Raw genomic sequence first — 16995 nt, 5'->3', positions numbered from 1 at the left:
CATACGCCAAATGTCCCGAATGCCCCACACCTCCTCTGCTTCGTGAGCGCCGACGTCCTCGTCCGGCGGCCCGTGCGCGGTGCGACGGCACTGCGCGGCGGACGCGCCTGGCGCCCCACCCCCTACCAGGTCGCCGGATTCCTCTTCTTCCTCGTGCTGACGCTGGCGTACTGGGCGGTGCCGCTGTGCTGCGACGCGGGCCAGCACGCCGCCGTCGTCGAGCGGCTGAAGGCGGACCTGCTCCACCCGCGTCACCCGATGGCCGACCTGCCGGGCGCGGGCAGCGCGTACTACTCGCCGTACGCGGTGGCCGAGGGCGTGTTCGCCCGGCTGACGGGGCTGGGCGGCTGGGAGGTGGTGCGGCTCGCCGGGCCGCTGAACCTGTTGGTGCTGCTGACCGGCCTGAACCGCTTCGTCCGGGTACTGACCCCGCGTCCGTGGGCGCCGGTGCTGGCACTGGGCGCGATGACCCTGCTCTGGGGCACGGAGCGGGCCTGGTGGAGCGGCTACCTCGGGCTGATGTCGATGACGGGCAACCTCGGCTACCCGTCGACCTTCGCGATCGGGCTGACCTTCTGGGCCTGGGCGCTGACCGGGGCGCGGGCACGGGACGGGCGCCGGGTGCGGTACGTGGGGCCGAGCGGACTGCGCGGCCTGCCCGGATACGGGGCGCTGGGCGTCCTGTACGGCCTGATCCTCCTCGTCCACCCGATCACCTCGGTGGCGGCGGCGCTCGGCGCGGTGGCGCTGGTGGCCGGATGGCAGCGCGGGTGGCGCGGGCCGGTCGTGGGGCGGTGGGCGCTGACCGGCGCCGTGGCGGTGGGGGCGGCGGCGGCCTGGCCGTACTTCGACGTGTTCGCGCTGGCCGGCGACGACAGCATCGATGCGATGCACCGGGTCCTGTACCTCGACCTGCCCGGGGAGTTCTGGCTGGCCCTGCTCGGCCTGCCGGCCCTGTGGGCGCGCGGACGCCGCTCGCGCCGGGACCCGCTGGTGCTGATGTTCGCGCTGGACTGCGCGGTGGTGGCGTACGGCTGGTTCAGCGGGCACTACACCTACGGCCGGATCCTCGGGCTCACGCTGGTGCCGTTGCAGTTCGCCCTGGCGGTGGAGCTGGCCGCGCCCCGGCCGTGGGGGCGGTGGCGGGCCGTGCTGGGCTGGACCGCGACCGCGGGCGCCCTGCTGGGGTTCCTCGCGGTCCACGCGGGGGCGGTGGTGCCGCGGGCGCTGGACCCGGTCGGCTTCGAGCAGCCGCCGGACTGGCCGACGTACACGTGGGCGGCGCGGCACATCGGCCCCGGCGAGGTCGTGATCACCGACGGCTACTACGCCGGGCACGCCATCGCCGGGTACGGGCCGAACCTCGCGGCGCCCGCCTGGCCGGACCCGGCACTGGACGAGCGGGAGCGCGGGCGGCGGGTGGCCGACGTCAAGGCGTACCTGGCGCCCGGCTCGACCCGCGCCGAGCGCGCCGCGGTCGTCCGCCGCTACCACGTCCGCTGGCTGCTGCTGACGCGCTGGCACCCGGTGCCCGAGGAGGCGGTGGTGGTGGCGTGGAGCGAGCGGACGGGGGAGGTGCTGGCGCGGGTCGGGTGAGCGCTTGTGGTGCGAGCGTGACTACTCGATGACGAGGTCGACCGGGATGTTGCCGCGGGTGGCGTTGGAGTAGGGGCAGACCTGGTGGGCCTGCTCGACCAGCTTGCGGCCGGTCTCCTCGTCGAGGCCCTCGGGCAGCTCGACCCGGAGGGTGACGGCGAGCGCGAAGCCCTCGCCCTGCTTGCCGATGCCGACCTCGGCGGTCACCGCGGCGTCGCTGACGTCGACCTTCGCCGCCCGGCCGACCACGCCGAGGGCGCTGCCGAAACAGGCCGCGTACCCGGCGGCGAAGAGCTGCTCGGGGTTGGTGCCCTGCCCGTTGCCGCCCATCTCGACGGGGACGCCGAGGGCGAGGTCGAGCGTGCCGTCGGAGCTGACGGCACGGCCGTCGCGGCCGTGGGTGGCGGTGGCGGCGGCGGTGTAGAGCGCGTCCATGGGAGAACCGTCCCTTTCAGGAGTTCGGGAGGGGCCTGTGTGCCCGACAGCCCCAAGTAGAGCACGCCATTTGATTGCACGCAACTAGATTGTGCACAACTAAATAGCGGACAAGGTCGGTCGGCTACCCTGGAGCGCATGACCACGCCCGCGACCGAGCCCGAGGCGGCGCCTGCGGCGGAGCCCGCAATGGAGCCCGCGGCGGAGCCCGCAACCGACTGGCTCCGCCTGGACCAGCAGATCTGCTTCTCGCTGAGCGCCGCGTCGCGCGCCTTCGGCAGCGTCTACCGCGTGGTCCTCAAGGATCTGGGGCTCACCTACTCCCAGTACCTGGTGCTGCTGGTGCTGTGGGAGCACGGCGAGCTGCCCGTGAAGAGGCTCGGCGAGCACCTCCGTCTCGACTCCGGCACGCTGTCGCCGCTGCTCAAGCGGCTGGAGGCGGCCGGTCTGGTCCGGCGCGAGCGCAGCACGCGCGACGAGCGGTCGGTGGAGGTGCGGCTGACCGAACAGGGCACGGCGCTGCGCGGGCGGGCCGTCGAGGTGCCCCGCCGGATCGCCGCGGCGACCGGCCTGGACCTGGCCGAGGTCCAGGGCCTGCGCGCCCGCCTCGACCGGCTCACGGCGGCGCTGGACGGGTACGGCACCGGTCCGGCACCCGAACCGTCCTGAGGGGTGCGGCCGCCCGGCGGGCGCCGCGATGACGGATCATGGCTACCAAGGACCACCGAACGAAGGGGACAGCCGCAATGACCTGGCTGATCACCGGCGGCGCCGGATACATCGGGGCGCACGTCGTACGGGCGATGACCGAAGCGGGCGAGAAGGCCGTGGTCTACGACGACCTGTCCACGGGGATCGCCGAGCGCGTGCCCGACGGTGTGCCCCTGGTGGTGGGCTCGGTCCTGGACGGCGAGCGGGTCGCCCGCGCCCTGGCCGACCACTCCGTCACCGGCGTGGTGCACCTGGCCGCCAAGAAGCAGGTCGGCGAGTCGGTGGACCTGCCGCTGCACTACTACCGGCAGAACGTGGAGGGCCTGCGCGTCCTGCTGGACGCGGTCACCGCGGCCGGGGTCCCGTCCTTCGTCTTCTCCTCCTCCGCCGCGGTGTACGGCATGCCCGACGTCGACCTCGTGACCGAGGAGACGCCCTGCGTGCCGATGTCGCCGTACGGCGAGACCAAGCTGGCCGGCGAGTGGCTGGTCCGGGCCACGGGCAAGGCGACGGGCCTCGCCACGGCCTCCCTCCGGTACTTCAACGTGGCGGGCGCGGCGGGCCCGGACCTGGCCGACACCGGCGTCTACAACCTCGTCCCGATGGTCTTCGAGAAGCTCACGGAGTCCGCGGCCCCCCGGATCTTCGGCGACGACTACGCGACGCCGGACGGCACCTGTGTGCGCGACTACATCCACGTCGTCGACCTGGCCGAGGCCCACGTGGCCGCGGCCCGCGCCCTCCAGTCCTCCCCCGGCCGCACCCTCACCCTCAACATCGGCCGCGGCGAGGGTGTCTCCGTCCGCGAGATGATCGACCGCATCAACGCCGTCACCGGCTACGACCAGCCCCCGACGGTGACCCCGCGCCGCCCCGGCGACCCGGCGCGCGTCGTCGCCTCGGCCGACCGCGCCGCCGTCGAACTGGGCTGGAAGGCCAAGTACGACGTCGAGGACATGATCACGTCGGCGTGGGCGGGCTGGGTACGGCTGCACCCGGAGGCGGCGCGGGACTGACGCCCCGGGGCGTCACCGGGTCGAGGAGACCTGCTCGCGCACCCAGGCCGGGGCGGGATTGGTGTAGGCCCGGCCCGCCACGAGCAGCGTGGGCACGGTCTCGTTGCCGCCGTTGACCTCGCGCACCGCTGCCGCCCCGGCCTCGTCCCGCCAGATGTCGACCCAGTGCAACCGCCGCGCGCTGCGCCCCAGCCGGAGGCGCAGCCGCAGGCAGTAGGTACAGCCCGGCCGCCAGTACACCACCGGCCGCCCGTCCGCGGCACTGCGCCGCCGCGCCTCCAGCGCACCGACAGACCTGGGGAACACCAGGGGCGAGGTCAGCCCGGCCAGCAGCACGAACACCACCAACAGCACGGCACCCGTCCCCGGGCGCCCCTGCACGATCGGCCCGGTCGCGGCCCCCGCCCCGGCGATCAGCAGCAGCACCGGGCCCGTCCACGCCCGCCTCATCGGGCCCGCCCCGGGGTCCCGCGGTGCCCGGCTTCCCGAGCGGCGTGCTCGACCCGGTCCCGGTACGTCTCCCACCACGCCGCGTCGGCCGACGGCACACCCGCGTTGTCCTCGCGCATGCCCACGGCACCGTCCGTCAGCTCCCGGACGATGTCGGCATGACCGGCGTGCCGGTGGGTGTCGGCGATCACGCGGGTGGCGGCATGGTGCAGGGTCACCTCGTCCTTCCCCTCGTCCCACCAGGGCACCCTGCCGACCGTGTCGAGCGCCAGCGCGTCGATCGTGGCGTCCGCGTGGACCCACGCCCGGCGGTACAACTCCACGACGAACGCGCGCGACTCGTCCGCGGTGACCCACATGTCCGCGTTGGGCTCGGCACCGTCCGCGAGCCAGGGCAACGGCTCACCGGACGGCCGCCCGAAGGTGTCGCCGAGATAGCCCAGTTCCACGGTGGCAGCATGCTTCACCAGCCCGAGGAGGTTGGTACCGGTCGGCGTCGCCGGACGCCGTACGTCGTACTCCGAGAGCCCTTCGAGCTTCCAGAGCAGGGCGTCGCGGGCGGACTGGAGGTAGAAGCGGAGATCGGCCTTGGGATCTGTCGGGGTCATGGGGCCAGTTTCCCGCTCCTGTCCGGAACCGTCGATCACTTGGGCAATGTCGTCGAAGTGACGAATCTTCAGAGGAGCTGGCCCAGTGCGGATCTACCTCAGTGTGGACATGGAAGGCATAACAGGGCTCGTCGACGCCGACGACGTCCAGCCCGACGGCCGGGACTACGAACGCGGTCGCCGGATGATGGCGGAGGACGTCAACGCCGCCGTCCGAGGAGCGCTCACAGCCGGTGCCACGCACATCACCGTGAACGACGCGCACGGCCCGATGCGCAACCTCCTGCCGGAGGCGCTGCACCCGGCCGCCCGCCTCGTCCGGGGCAAGCCGAAGAACATGGGCATGCTCCACGGTCTGACCGGCGCGTACGAAGCCGTGGTCTGCGTCGGTTACCACTCCCGGGCCGGTGCGCTCGGTGTGCTGAGCCACAGTTTCATGGGGCACGAGATCGAGGACATGTGGCTCGACGGCCGACCGGTGGGGGAGATCGGTCTCGCCCACGCGACGGCGGCCGCTCTCGGTGTTCCGGTCGCGGTCCTCACCGGCGACGACCGGGCCTGCGAGGAGATGACGGAATGGGACCCCTCGGTCAGCACCGTGGCCGTGAAGTACGCCCACGACCGTTTCGCTGCCGAACTACGTCCGGCGGACGAGGCGCGTAAGGCGATCGAGGAGGCCGTTTCCACCGGCCTGGCCGGATCGAGGCTCCCGGCGGCGAATCCGGACCCGGCCGTCCTCACGGTCCGATGGCAGTCGGCCTCAGTGGCCTCGGCACTTCAGGGAATCCCCGGGGTCACCGCCAAGGACTCCCGGACCGTGCAGGCACAGGGCGCGCTGCCCGGCCTCTACCGTCAGTTCGGAGTCTGGATGCGGGTGGCGGCTTCCATGACCAACCAGCAACCGTATTGCTGACCACAGTGCACGGACCATGGCCGGAGCCCACAGACGAATCCCGCTCCCACAGGAGCGGGATTCGTCCGCGCCCCGCGTAGCCGACCGCGGGTACCGTTCTGGTGTCGAAGCAGAACAGGAGCCAGTATGCACGCCCTGCCTGAAGACCACACCGGCGTCCGGCTCGCGCGCCTGCGCCGAGAGCGCCACCTCACTCAAAGGGCCCTGTCGGACCTCGCAGCGGTCCCCTACAGCACACTGACGAAGACGGAACAGGGAGTTCTGCCCGCCACTCCGCACGTCGTCGCCGCGTGCGCACGAGCCCTGCGCGTGGAGGTCGCCACGATCATGGGGCAGCCCAGCCCTACGCGAGTGAGCTGCGCGCCGATGAACTTGACGTCCTGATAAGGCCGATTCGGGAAGCGCTGGACGTCTACGACCTCGGCCCGGACCCGGACATTCGGCCTCGTCGTCCCGAAGAGTTGCTGGACGAGGCGGAGGCGCTGTGCGCCGCGGTCCGCGCGGGCGAGATCAAGCGAGCCGCGAACGACGTTGCCGGCCTCATCGAAGAGGGAACGACCGCGGCTCACGACAACGCCACCACCGAGGGCTGGCTCACCCTCGCGTCTCTTTACCGGACTGCCTACGACGTCGCCGCCAAGCTCGGCTTTCCAGACTTGGCGCAGCTGTCCCTGACCCGCATGGATTGGGCCGCACAGCGCGGATCCGATGCGGTCCTCGGCGGCATGTACCAGTACCTTCGCGCGCTCACCTACTTGCGGGAGGGCAAGTACCGCACGGGGCGACGGCTCGTGTCGATGGGTCTGTCGACACTGCAGCAGGCGGAGGAGTCCCGGGAACTGCAGGTTGTCAGGGGACAAATGCACCTCGGCGCGGCGGTCATGGCCGGCCGGGCGCACAACGAGCACCAGGCACTTGAGCATCTGAGCGAAGCCGAGCGGATCGCAGCCGGGACGGGTGAGTCGGTCCAGGTGCACTGGCTCGCCTTCGGACCGACCAACGTCCGAGTCCATCGGGTCTCCGTCCTGGCCGAACTGGACAAGTACGGTGAAGCTGTCGAAGCGGGGGGCAGACTGTCCATCCCGCGCGACTGGCCCAAGTCGCGGACCAGCCACCACTTCGCGGAAGTCGCGCGTGCCCAGATGTGGACGGGCAAGACCGACGCATCGTTCAAGAGTCTGCTCATGGCCAGGAGAACGGCCCCGCAACAGGCCAAGTACCACCCCACCGTGCGAGAGACCTATGCCGGTCTGGAAGGCGCGCGCCGTCGGCTCCCCGACAGCTTCCTGTCGTACGGCGCTTGGCTGGGCACTTCTGCATCACACTGAGCCACTCCGGGACGCAACGTCATCCTTTGGCCCCCGCTGTCACCAACGCGTGGTAACTGGCGCCTAGTTGCGTCGGCACCATGTCGTCACTGCCCGCTTCGACATGGAGCCGACCATGACGATGACATCTGTGACGGCCCAGGAGCGCACCTGTCGACGCGCTCCTGCGGACGTCATCCCGAAGCCGTGCCCCACCACGGCCCAACGCCCGGACGGGGAGGTGATGAGCGAGCGTTTAGAAGTACCCCCCTGTCGAGGAGTGGAACTGCTCCGCCGTGAGGACGCATGCCGAGTGGGTGCCATGCGCCGGATCGCAGCGGCGCGGCTGCGGTACTGCGGATTGCAGGCGATGACGGACGACGTCGTGGTCATCGTCTCTGAGCTGCTGACCAACGCACTGCTGCACAGCGGTGCCACGACCATCAGGCTGACCATCACCTTCGAGAACTGTTCGCTGCACATTGCAGTGCACGACGGCATGCCTGGCCGGGCCACGCCAAGAGCAGCGGACGACAGCGACAGCGAGTCCGGGCGGGGCCTGGTTCTCATCAACGCCCTTGCCACGGAAGCCGGCGGTGAGTGGGGAACCGCCGACGACGGCGCAGAGACCTGGTGCCGTCTCCCCGTTTGCGCCGAGGAGCGGCCGTGGACTCCCACCGCCATCGCCAGGTGCCCCCAGGAGGCGACGTGATCGTGCCCCCCCTCCCGTACAGCCCGTTCGGACGGACGAGCAGGACTCCCAGCCCCCCGCGTGCCTCGTCCGAGTACGGCCTGATCCCCTTCGTCACACAGCGGGAAGGGGAGGACGAGGCGCCGGACAACCTCGTCATTCTCGAGAACACTCCTGGGCGGTTCCGCCTCTACTACTCCGACGAGGACCCCGCCCAGGACCGGGACATGCGCGGCGTGCTGGTGACGCGCTGCTCGTTCAACCCCGTCGACAACGACGGCCGTATGACGGGGAAGCCTCTGTGGAAGATGATCCATCCCCACCGGCAGATCATGACAATGCAGAACATGCGCTGTCAGGTCTGCGCCGGACCCGCTCGCACCCGCCTCGGCTACATCTTCCTCTTCGCCCCGAAGGACCTGGCCCCCGATACATCGCACGTTCTGACGAACCAGCCACCCGTCTGTCCGAAGCATGCCCGCGCAGCAGCTGCGCTCTGCCCACCCCTCGGAACCGACCCAACGGTATTCCTGACCCAGAGCGCTCCCCTCTACGGCGTCCACGGCACGCTCTACGGCCCGGGTGCCGAAGGGGTGCTTGCGGTGGACCGGCCGGTCGATCCGCTGCCGTACGGACACCGGGACCTGCCGCGCTTCCTCGCATCGCAGGTGATCCGCCGTCTCGGGTCCTACAGGGCCGTCGGCCTCGGACAACTGCTCCACAGTCTGGCCACGTCCGGCTGAGCACCACCCAAGCGCCCTGCGCCTCACACACCACACACAAGGAGTCCTTGTGACAACCACCGCAACGCAACCCGTCCCGCGTCCCCCTTGGGGCACGGCCCGGCTCTCGCCGTACCCGACCACCATCCACCGCCCGCACACCACAGTCGTCATCGACCCGCGCACACAGCTCGGGGCCTACCGCGACCGTTGCGGAAATGTGGTCGAGATGGGCAAGCACGGCACCAGTTCCGGCACCGAGACATCGACGGTCACGAACTCCGACTCCGCGAACGACCAGGGTCACGACCAGGACAGCCAGCAGGACTGATGGCCGCGCCTGAGAAGAGTCCCGTTCTGGTGGCCACTGATGCGGACGACATCACCGCCGACATGGTGATCACCGAACTGAACCGGCGGGGAGTACCGGTGGTCAGGTTCAATCCAGCGGACATCGGCACGAACCTCACGCTTTCTGCTCGTTTTGGCGCTTGCCCGGCCCTCCTGGCCGGGCAGGTCCGCACTGCGTCGAGGACTGTCGACCTGACCGATGTGCGAGCGGTGTACTGGCGCCGCCCCACGTGGCCCGCCTTCCCGCACCACAATGACGATGACGCGCGATTCGCCTCCGCCCAGGCCCGTCATGGCCTCGGTGGCGCTCTCTACTCTCTTGAGGGCCCGTTGTGGGTCAACCACCCGCTCCGGAACGCCGCCGCCGACTACAAACCCGTTCAATTCGCAGCCGCGGGGCGGCTCGGCCTCGCCGTACCGCCCACGCTCGTCACCAACGACACCGACGAAGCTCGACAATTCATCACCAGTCACGGCGATGTCATCCACAAGACGCCCAGGTGGACCCCGTACCGGCGAGGCGGCGTGCCCGTGACCGGGTGGACAGAGCCGGTCACTGCTGCCGAGATCGACGACGGCGTGAGCGTCACGCCCCATCTGTTCCAGGTCTGTGTGGACAAGGTCGCCGACGTACGGGTCTTGGTGGTGGGCCCCCAGGTCTTTGCAGTACGGATCGAGTCCGGCCTGCTGGACTGGCGCAAGGACTACTCCGCTCTGTCCTACACGGTTGTGGACCTGCCCAGCCAGGTGGAGACGGCACTTCACGCCTTTCTGGGCCACTTCGGGTTGGTGTCGGGGAGCTTCGATCTGGCAGTGGACCGGGAGGGTACTCACTGGTGGCTGGAGCTGAACCCGAACGGCCAATGGGCGTGGCTGGAGGAGGAGACCGGACTACGAATGTCCGCCGCATTCGCCGACCTGCTGACACGAGGAGAAGCCCCGTGACCGATACCGCGCCCGAACGCCGTGTCCTCGCCGACCGGCTGGAGAAGGCCGGCGCCCTCCGGACGCCCCATTGGCGGGCTGCGGTGGAATCCGTACCGCGGGAGCTGTTCCTCCACCCCGGCGTCTTCCTGCCAGTGGACGGTGGCCGCTGGCAGCCGGTCAACGCGCTGGGAACCGCTCCGGCGGAATGGACACGCATCGTCTACCGCAACGAGTCCCTGACGACTCAACTCGACGGCCATCTGACCACCGACCAGACCGATGAACCGGTGACAGGCGTACCCACGTCGTCATCCACCATGCCGACCACCGTGATCGGCATGATCGAGGAACTGGGCGTGGAGGAAGGACATCACGTACTGGAGATCGGCACGGGAACCGGATACTCCTCGGCACTGATGTGCCATCGCCTCGGCGAGGACAACGTGACAACCGTCGAAGTGGATCCGGACATTGCGGCCCGTGCGGACCTGGCACTCGAAACTGCCGGATATTCGACGTGGACCGTCACCGGGGACGGGCTCCTCGGCCACCCGACCCGCGCGCCGTACGACCGCGTCATCGCGACCTGTGCCGTCCGCCGCATCCCCCACACCTGGATCAGGCAGACCAAGCCGGGCGGAATCATCCTGGCCACTCTCGGCTCCTGGCCCTACGGCACCGGTCTCGCGAAGGTCACCGTCGGCGAGGGCGGCATCGCCGAGGGACGGATCATCGGCCGCTCGTCCTTCATGCAGGCGCGTTCGCAGTTCACCGCACCGGTGTCCGGCGATCTGTCGGCGCGGACGGCGTACGCCGACAGCGAGCGGGGAACGAAGCTACCGCCCACGATGCTGCACGAGTGGATGCCGGCCTTCCTCACTCAGCTCGCCGCTCCGGGGGCGCAGTTCATCCGGGCTGTGACGAGTAAAGGCAACCCACTCCTCTACGTCTTCGACCCTGATCGCGAGTCCTTCGCCGAATTCATCGCGAACGACACAGAATGGACAGTCCGCCAAGGTGGCCCCATCTCGCTGTGGGACGACATCGAACAGACGCTCGTCGCGTGGCGGGAGGCCGGGAGCCCCGACATCAGCGCCGTAAGGCTTCGCATCACCGAGCAGTCCCACACGTACTGGATCGGCGGGAGACCGGCGCTGCGCTGGCAGCATCGCGTCGTCTGACGATTGGATCGGTAGGAAGATGACCCGATGAACAGCGGAGGCTGTTTCACCGGCGTTCTCGGACTCGTCAGTAACTCGTCAATAATCTGGCGCGCGAGGGCAGGCTTTCGGACGAACAGGAGTCGTTCCGCCGCAGCAACAACAGCCGGTACGACTCCGCGTATGCCGACCCCTCGACCATCGCCCCCACCGTCTACGAGGACGAGGTGCAGGTCGTAGTCGTGCCATACGCACCGGATTCCGCCTCGGCGGATCAGGATTGACCGCTGCGCGGCACCCGCAAGTCCCACCGGGCGGCAACCTGGTGGGACTTGCGGGTGCCGGCTACCGACCCTGCTCGGTGATCATCTCGAGCATGGCCCGGGCCGTGTTGTTCTCGGAGTCGATGCCGTGGATCTCGGCGCCCTCGAAAGTGACGGCCTCGGCGCTGCGGGCGAACATGGCCTGCTCGTGCTCGGTGAGCGCGGCCTCGACGTCGCGGGGGTGGGCGGCGAGGGCCTTGGCGAGTTCGGCGCCGTCGAGCATGGCCAGGTTGGCGCCCTCGCCGTTCGGAGCCGCGAGGTGGGCGGCGTCGCCGATCAAGGTCACGCCCGGCGTCCGCTCCCATCGGTGCTCGGCCGGGAGCGCGTAGTGCGGGCGCAGCACAGGCGCCGTGTCGGCGTCCGTGAGCAGCGCGGTCAGCTCCGGCGCCCAGCCGTCGAACTCCCGCGCGATGCGGGCGGCCGCGGCGGAGGGGTGGGTGAAGTCGATGGCGGCGAACCACTCCAGCGGCCTGGACAGCGCCACGTAGGCGTGCAGCGTGTCGCCGCTCTCCCGGTGGGCGAAGATCTCCTTGCCCGGCGAGGGCGCGACCATCGACCCGCCGCCGACCATTTTCGCGGTGCCGGTGTGCCGGGTGTCGGCGTCGAACAGGTAGGTCTCGACGAACGACGTACCGACGTACTCGGGTGCGGCGTCCGACAGCAGCGCCCGGACCCGCGACCATGCACCGTCCGCGCCGACCAGCAGACTCGTGACCGCAGTACCGCCGTCGGCGAAGGTCACCTCGTGACGGCCCTCGGCGAGGGCCCGGGCACCGCTGGCCTTGCGCCCCCACTGGACCGTGCCGGCCGGGAGCGATTCGAGCAGGACGCGCCGCAGCTCCGCGCGCTGCACCTCGGGGCGTCCGCCCGTGCCGTCGTCGGCCATCTCGTGCAGGACCGTCCCGTCCTGTTCGACGAGCCGCATCGTCTGACGGCCCTCGATGACGACGGCGCGGAACTCGTCCATCAGGCCGGCCGCCTCCAGGGCGAGCTGCCCGTTGTGGTCGTGGATGTCGAGCATCCCGCCCTGCGCGCGTACCGCGGGGGATGATTCGGCCTCGTGGACGGTGACCGGGATGCCATGGACGTGCAGGACGCGAGCCAGTGTGAGTCCGCCGAGTCCGGCACCGATGATCGTGACGGGAGTGCGCATGGTGGCTCCTCGGGATCGGGGCCGCCCGGTGCTCCGCGGCGGCCGTCTCCGACAAGCTGCCAGGCCGCTCCGACACGGCTCCGACACCGGAACGACAACCACCGACAGCTGACCGACAGACGACGGCTCCCCACTCGGAAGCGCGACGGCCGGGGATGCGCTGACGTGCCGTCGACGCCCTCGGGGACGGCGAGCCCGAGCAGCCGGGCCACGGTGTCCACCGGCTCTTCCCGACTGCGGTCCGCCGCGACCCGCGCCCAGATTCCCCTCAGCACGTCCACGCCGTCGGCCAAAGGGCGTACCTCGGCCCAGAGGTCAGCAGTCCCGTCGGCACAGGGCTACCGTCTCTTCATGAACAAGGGCACCCTCACTGGCCGGACCGTCCGCCTCGTCCCACTCTCCGTGGACCACGCCGCTCCGCTCTTTCCTTCCGCCTCGGACCCGGAGGTGTGGCAGTGGATGCCCAGGCCGCGTCCCGAGTCTCTGACAGAGATGCGGACCATGCTCCGAGCGATGTTGGAGGACCCGGCACGTCAGTGCTTCGCCGTCCAACGCCTGGACGACGAAGCGGTGATCGGCTCGACCAGTCTGTACGAGCTCGACCTGGCACAGGGCCGTGCCGAGATCGGGGCAACATGGTTCGACCGCTCCTGCTGGGGCGGCCCCTTCAACGCCGAGTCCAAGCTCTTGCTGTTCAGTCACGCGTTCGACACCCTCGGCCTCGCCAGAGTCGCCCTGCGTACGGACAACCTCAACGAGCGGTCCCAGAAGGCTTTGACCCGCCTGGGCCTCGTCTACGAGGGGACACTGCGCAGCCACATGGTTCGCCACGACGGCACGCGTCGCGACTCGCTCTACTACAGCCTGCTCGCGGACGAGTGGCCGTTGGTCCGCGACGAGCTGCTCGCCAGGATCGCGGTCAAGGGGCGGCACGTCACAGGGCAATGAGCCCGGCCGACGTTTCCCTGAAGCCGCATGCGTCGAGGTAGAACGGGCGCAGGTCGTCCTCGAAGTCGACGTGCAGCCATTCGCACGCCGCCGCCCGGGCCTGCTCGGCGGCGACCGCGACCAGGTGGGCGCCGACTCCGCGTGACCGGCAGTGCCGGGCGACCACCGTGTCCAGGAGGAAGGCGTGTGCTCCGCCGTCCCAGGCGACGTTGACGAAGCCGACCAGCGAGCCGTCCTCCCAGGCGCAGACCCAGCCGAGGCTGTGCCGCTCCAGCTGGGTCCGCCAGTCGGCCCCGTCGGGCGGGTGGCCGAAGCCGTCGGCGTGCAGCGCGCCGAGGAGCACGTTGTCGACGTCTCCCCGCCACCGGTAGGTGATCGTCACGGTCCGATCGTAGGCCGACCCGGTCATGACGCACACTGCCGACATGGACCAAGAAGCTGGCACCTACGACCTGTTACTCCTCGGCGGCGGCTCCGGCGTCGGCAAGAGCACCGTCGGCTGGGAGGTGTCCGCGCTGCTGCGGGCGGCCGGAACAGCGCACTGCCTGACCGAGGGGGACGGCATGGACCAGATCCATGGGCGAACTACGCGGCGCTCGGTCAGCGCCGGCTGCTCTACACCACCACCGTGAGCATCCTCGAGGCGCCGATGATCGGGCGGGCCATGGGCGGGGACGAGGTCAGGGTCACCTGCGTGCTGCTGACCGCCGACGAGGCCACCGTGCGGCAACGGCTCGCCGTGCGCGAGACCGGATCGCAGCTCGGCGTCCACATCGAGCGGAGTCTGCGCATGGCGCGGCGGCTGGCCGAGGAGGCCCCCGTGGGCACGGTGCGGGTACCCACTGACGGCCGGGCGGTGCCGGACATCGCGACGCAGGTCGTCCGGCTCGCCGGCTGGTGAGGGGGGGGGCGAGCCTGCCCTCGATCCGCCCGGCGCCGACCGGTCAGAGCGCATGGAGCCCCTCGATCCGCTCGGCGCCGACCGCTCAGAGCGCCTTGAGCCCCTCCGCCGTGGCCCGGGCCAGCGATCCCAGGTAGCCCTTGGGCGGCTTCGCCCCGCGGACGACCACCGAGCGCCAGTACAGCGGGCCCGAGATCAGGTCGAGGGCCAGGTCGGTGTCGAGGCCGGGGCCCAGCTCGCCGCGTTCGGCCGCCGCCGCGAGGATCTTGCTGGCGACGCCGTCCTGGCCATCCCGCAGGGTCTTCTGCAGCGCCTGGGCGATGTCGGCGTTGCGGGCCGCCTCCGCCTGGAGGTCGGGGATGATCTGCGAGGCCACCGGGTGGCGCAGGGCACGGGACGTCACCTCGTACAGCAGCCGCAGGTCCCCCTCCAGGGAGCCGGTGTCCGGCGCGGGCAGGCCCTGCACGGCGAGCGCGGAGACGATGTCGAGCACCAGGTGCAGCTTGGAGCGCCAGCGCCGGTAGACGGCGGTCTTGCCGACCCTCGCGCGGCGCGCGATGCCCTCGATGGACATGCGGGCGTAGCCCACCGCCGCCAGCTCCTCGAAGACCGCCGCGCGAATGGCCTCGGTCACGTCCTCGCGGAGCACCGCCGCCCCGGCGGGGGCCCGGCGGCGCGGGCGCGGCGTCGGCTCGTCGGCGGCGGCGTTGGTCGTCATGCGGGTCAAGCATAGGGCGTCACGACGAAACGGTTGCGTTCCGGCGTTGCCACGGCCTACGCTCACGTCACGACGATACGGTGCCGTCCCGACGTAGATGAACACACACGGTCACCCAGGTGAACGACGGGCGTCGCCCTCTCGCCCCCTCCCCCGAGCGAAAGCACCGGATGTGAGCCAGGTCCTCGACCCCCCTCCCCCGACCCGGGCATCGACCCAGGCCGGCCCCCGCACCAGCGAATCCGGCCCCGCCGCCGAGACCGACCTCGCGGCGCTCGCCGCCCGGCACGGACTGACGGTCAGCGGTGCCCGCCCCTCCCTGCCCCAGTACGTCCGCGACCTGTGGGCGCGCCGGCACTTCATCGGCGCCTTCTCCACCGCCAAGCTCACCGCCCAGTACAGCCAGGCCAAGCTGGGCCAGGTCTGGCAGGTGATGACGCCCCTGCTCAACGCGGCGGTGTACTACTTCATCTTCGGCATGCTGATGAACACGAGCCGGGGCGTGGAGGACTTCGTCCCGTTCCTGGTCACCGGCGTGTTCGTGTGGACGTTCACGCAGAGCTCGATCATGGCGGGCACCCGCGCCATCTCCGGCAACCTCGGCCTCGTGCGCGCCCTGCACTTCCCCCGCGCCGCGCTGCCGGTGTCGTTCTGCCTCCAGCAGCTCCAGCAGCTGCTGTTCTCGATGGCCGCGCTCCTCGTGATCCTGCTGGCCTTCGGCGTGCCGCCCGCCCCGTCCTGGGTGCTCGCCCTCCCGGCGCTGGTGCTGCAGTTCCTGTTCAACACGGGCGTGGCGATGGTCATGGCCCGGGTGGGCTCGAAGATCCCCGACATGGCCCAGCTGATGCCGTTCCTGCTGCGCACCTGGATGTACGCCTCGGGCGTCATGTTCAGCATCGAGCACATGACCGGCCCGGACAGCGGCCTGCCGTCCTGGGTCGGCACCGCCCTCCAGCTCAACCCCGCCGTCGTCTACATCGACCTGATGCGCTTCGCCCTGATCGACACCTTCGGCTCGAGCCAACTGCCGCCCCATGTGTGGGCGCTCGCGGTGGGCTGGGCCCTGGTCGCCGGGATCGGCGGCTTCATCTACTTCTGGAAGGCCGAGGAGACGTACGGTCGTGGCTGACACCCCCGCTGACAACAGTCCCGCTGACAACAGTCCCGCTGACAACACCCCCGCCGAGCGCGTGCCCACCGTCGTCGTCGACGGCGTCGACATCGTCTACCGGGTCAACGGCACCGGCGCCGGACGCGGTACCGCGACCGCCGCCCTCAACCGCATCCTGCGCCGCAAGAAGACCGAGAAGGCCGCGGGCGTGCGCCGGGTGCACGCCGTGAAGAACGTGTCCTTCGTGGCGTACCGGGGCGAGGCCATCGGCCTGATCGGCACCAACGGTTCGGGCAAGTCGACGCTGCTCAAGGCGGTCGCGGGCCTGCTTCCCGTGGAGAACGGCCGCATCCACACCGACGGGCAGCCCTCCCTGCTCGGCGTCAACGCCGCCCTGATGAACGACCTGACCGGCGAGCGCAACGTGTACCTCGGCGGTCTGGCGATGGGCATGTCCCGCGCCCAGGTCAAGGAGCGGTACCAGGAGATCGTCGACTTCTCCGGGATCAACGAGAAGGGCGACTTCATCACCCTGCCGATGCGCACGTACTCCTCCGGCATGGCGGCCCGCCTGCGGTTCTCCATCGCCGCCGCCAAGGACCACGACGTCCTCCTCGTCGACGAGGCCCTGGCCACCGGCGACCGCTCCTTCCAGAAGCGGTCCGAGCAACGCATCCGGGAGCTGCGCAAGCACGCCGGCACGGTGTTCCTGGTCAGCCACAGCAACAAGTCCATCCGCGACACCTGCGACCGGGTGCTGTGGCTGGAGCGCGGTGAACTGCGGATGGACGGGCCCACGGAGGAGGTCCTCAAGGAGTACGAGAAGTTCACCGCGGGCCCGGGCCCGGCGGCGAAACCCAAGCCGCAGGCCAAGGCCGCGCCGAACGCGCCGAAGGCACCGAAGGCGCCGACAGCCGCGTGAGCGCAGCGTCCCGTCGCCCGGGAGGCGTACTC

The 16995-nt window shown here is 70.5% G+C and carries 18 protein-coding genes and 2 pseudogenes; 14 read left to right on the top strand and 6 right to left on the bottom strand.

Annotated elements, in window-relative coordinates:
- Positions 1 to 42: 42 nt before the first annotated feature.
- Positions 43 to 1596: a hypothetical protein gene (locus tag ACFV9J_RS03120; RefSeq protein WP_385349021.1), complete on the top strand. Its 1554-nt coding sequence runs from the start codon at positions 43 to 45 to the stop codon at positions 1594 to 1596.
- Between the two features lie 21 nt (positions 1597 to 1617).
- Here the strand turns inward: ACFV9J_RS03120 and ACFV9J_RS03115 are convergent, their stop codons facing one another.
- Complete coding sequence (locus tag ACFV9J_RS03115; RefSeq protein WP_385349018.1) at positions 1618 to 2031, bottom strand: organic hydroperoxide resistance protein; 414 nt, start codon at positions 2029 to 2031, stop codon at positions 1618 to 1620.
- A gap of 138 nt (positions 2032 to 2169) precedes the next feature.
- Here ACFV9J_RS03115 and ACFV9J_RS03110 point away from each other — a divergent pair, with 138 nt between their 5' ends.
- Together ACFV9J_RS03110 and galE are read left to right on the top strand one after the other, a co-directional pair.
- Positions 2170 to 2700 (top strand): MarR family winged helix-turn-helix transcriptional regulator, encoded by a 531-nt coding sequence (locus ACFV9J_RS03110; protein ID WP_385349015.1) that lies wholly within the window; start codon positions 2170 to 2172, stop codon positions 2698 to 2700.
- Between the two features lie 77 nt (positions 2701 to 2777).
- Positions 2778 to 3758: a UDP-glucose 4-epimerase GalE gene (gene galE / locus ACFV9J_RS03105; protein ID WP_385349012.1), complete on the top strand. Its 981-nt coding sequence runs from the start codon at positions 2778 to 2780 to the stop codon at positions 3756 to 3758.
- A gap of 12 nt (positions 3759 to 3770) precedes the next feature.
- On the opposite strand, the gene ACFV9J_RS03100 is transcribed toward galE, so the two are convergent.
- On the bottom strand, positions 3771 to 4208 hold the full coding sequence (locus tag ACFV9J_RS03100; protein ID WP_385349009.1) for a glutaredoxin domain-containing protein: 438 nt from the start codon (positions 4206 to 4208) through the stop codon (positions 3771 to 3773).
- Positions 4205 to 4816, bottom strand: a complete 612-nt coding sequence (locus ACFV9J_RS03095; protein ID WP_385349007.1) for a DinB family protein — start codon at positions 4814 to 4816, stop codon at positions 4205 to 4207. Before ACFV9J_RS03095 ends, ACFV9J_RS03100 begins: the two co-directional genes overlap by 4 nt.
- Before the next feature lie 85 nt (positions 4817 to 4901).
- Here ACFV9J_RS03095 and ACFV9J_RS03090 point away from each other — a divergent pair, with 85 nt between their 5' ends.
- The 7 genes and pseudogenes from ACFV9J_RS03090 (at position 4902) to tgmC (ending at position 10908) form a co-directional block, all read left to right on the top strand.
- The gene (locus tag ACFV9J_RS03090; RefSeq protein WP_385349004.1) at positions 4902 to 5729 is read left to right on the top strand and encodes a M55 family metallopeptidase; all 828 of its coding nucleotides are present in this window, start codon (positions 4902 to 4904) and stop codon (positions 5727 to 5729) included.
- Positions 5730 to 5855: 126 nt separating this feature from the next.
- Positions 5856 to 7057, top strand: a pseudogene (locus tag ACFV9J_RS03085) (helix-turn-helix domain-containing protein).
- A 301-nt stretch (positions 7058 to 7358) separates the two neighbouring features.
- Entirely contained in the window at positions 7359 to 7748 is a 390-nt protein-coding gene (locus tag ACFV9J_RS03080) for an ATP-binding protein (protein WP_385349001.1), read from the top strand.
- On the top strand, positions 7745 to 8470 hold the full coding sequence (locus ACFV9J_RS03075) for a hypothetical protein (protein ID WP_385348998.1): 726 nt from the start codon (positions 7745 to 7747) through the stop codon (positions 8468 to 8470). The genes ACFV9J_RS03080 and ACFV9J_RS03075 overlap by 4 nt, the downstream gene beginning before the upstream one ends.
- A gap of 49 nt (positions 8471 to 8519) precedes the next feature.
- Complete coding sequence (gene tgmA / locus ACFV9J_RS03070) at positions 8520 to 8780, top strand: putative ATP-grasp-modified RiPP (protein ID WP_385348995.1); 261 nt, start codon at positions 8520 to 8522, stop codon at positions 8778 to 8780.
- The gene (gene tgmB / locus ACFV9J_RS03065) at positions 8780 to 9745 is read left to right on the top strand and encodes an ATP-grasp ribosomal peptide maturase (RefSeq protein ID WP_385348992.1); all 966 of its coding nucleotides are present in this window, start codon (positions 8780 to 8782) and stop codon (positions 9743 to 9745) included. The genes tgmA and tgmB overlap by 1 nt, the downstream gene beginning before the upstream one ends.
- Entirely contained in the window at positions 9742 to 10908 is a 1167-nt protein-coding gene (gene tgmC, locus ACFV9J_RS03060; RefSeq protein ID WP_385348990.1) for an ATP-grasp peptide maturase system methyltransferase, read from the top strand. Before tgmB ends, tgmC begins: the two co-directional genes overlap by 4 nt.
- Positions 10909 to 11232: 324 nt before the next feature.
- Here the strand turns inward: tgmC and ACFV9J_RS03055 are convergent, their stop codons facing one another.
- Entirely contained in the window at positions 11233 to 12363 is a 1131-nt protein-coding gene (locus ACFV9J_RS03055) for an FAD-dependent oxidoreductase (RefSeq protein WP_385348987.1), read from the bottom strand.
- Between ACFV9J_RS03055 and ACFV9J_RS03050 the strand changes: the two genes are divergently transcribed.
- Positions 12292 to 13311 carry a GNAT family N-acetyltransferase gene (locus tag ACFV9J_RS03050; protein WP_385348984.1) on the top strand — a complete coding sequence of 340 codons (1020 nt, stop codon included), beginning with the start codon at positions 12292 to 12294 and terminating at the stop codon, positions 13309 to 13311. The genes ACFV9J_RS03055 and ACFV9J_RS03050 overlap by 72 nt on opposite strands.
- Here the strand turns inward: ACFV9J_RS03050 and ACFV9J_RS03045 are convergent.
- Positions 13298 to 13693 carry a GNAT family N-acetyltransferase gene (locus ACFV9J_RS03045; RefSeq protein WP_385348980.1) on the bottom strand — a complete coding sequence of 132 codons (396 nt, stop codon included), beginning with the start codon at positions 13691 to 13693 and terminating at the stop codon, positions 13298 to 13300. The genes ACFV9J_RS03050 and ACFV9J_RS03045 overlap by 14 nt on opposite strands.
- Before the next feature lie 43 nt (positions 13694 to 13736).
- Here ACFV9J_RS03045 and ACFV9J_RS03040 point away from each other — a divergent pair.
- Positions 13737 to 14212 (top strand): annotated as a pseudogene (locus tag ACFV9J_RS03040) (hypothetical protein).
- A gap of 85 nt (positions 14213 to 14297) precedes the next feature.
- Here the strand turns inward: ACFV9J_RS03040 and ACFV9J_RS03035 are convergent.
- Complete coding sequence (locus ACFV9J_RS03035; protein ID WP_385348978.1) at positions 14298 to 14930, bottom strand: TetR/AcrR family transcriptional regulator; 633 nt, start codon at positions 14928 to 14930, stop codon at positions 14298 to 14300.
- 172 nt (positions 14931 to 15102) lie between these two features.
- Between ACFV9J_RS03035 and ACFV9J_RS03030 the strand changes: the two genes are divergently transcribed.
- Together ACFV9J_RS03030 and ACFV9J_RS03025 are read left to right on the top strand one after the other, a co-directional pair.
- Complete coding sequence (locus ACFV9J_RS03030; RefSeq protein WP_385348975.1) at positions 15103 to 16059, top strand: ABC transporter permease; 957 nt, start codon at positions 15103 to 15105, stop codon at positions 16057 to 16059.
- Entirely contained in the window at positions 16052 to 16963 is a 912-nt protein-coding gene (locus ACFV9J_RS03025; protein ID WP_385348972.1) for an ABC transporter ATP-binding protein, read from the top strand. The genes ACFV9J_RS03030 and ACFV9J_RS03025 overlap by 8 nt, the downstream gene beginning before the upstream one ends.
- Positions 16964 to 16995 lie beyond the last annotated feature (32 nt).

This window comes from Streptomyces sp. NPDC059906 (assembly GCF_042730645.1).
GTDB lineage: Bacteria > Actinomycetota > Actinomycetes > Streptomycetales > Streptomycetaceae > Streptomyces > Streptomyces rubrogriseus.
Note: the sequence above shows the minus strand (reverse complement) of the source record. Positions and strands in the feature narration are given on the sequence as shown.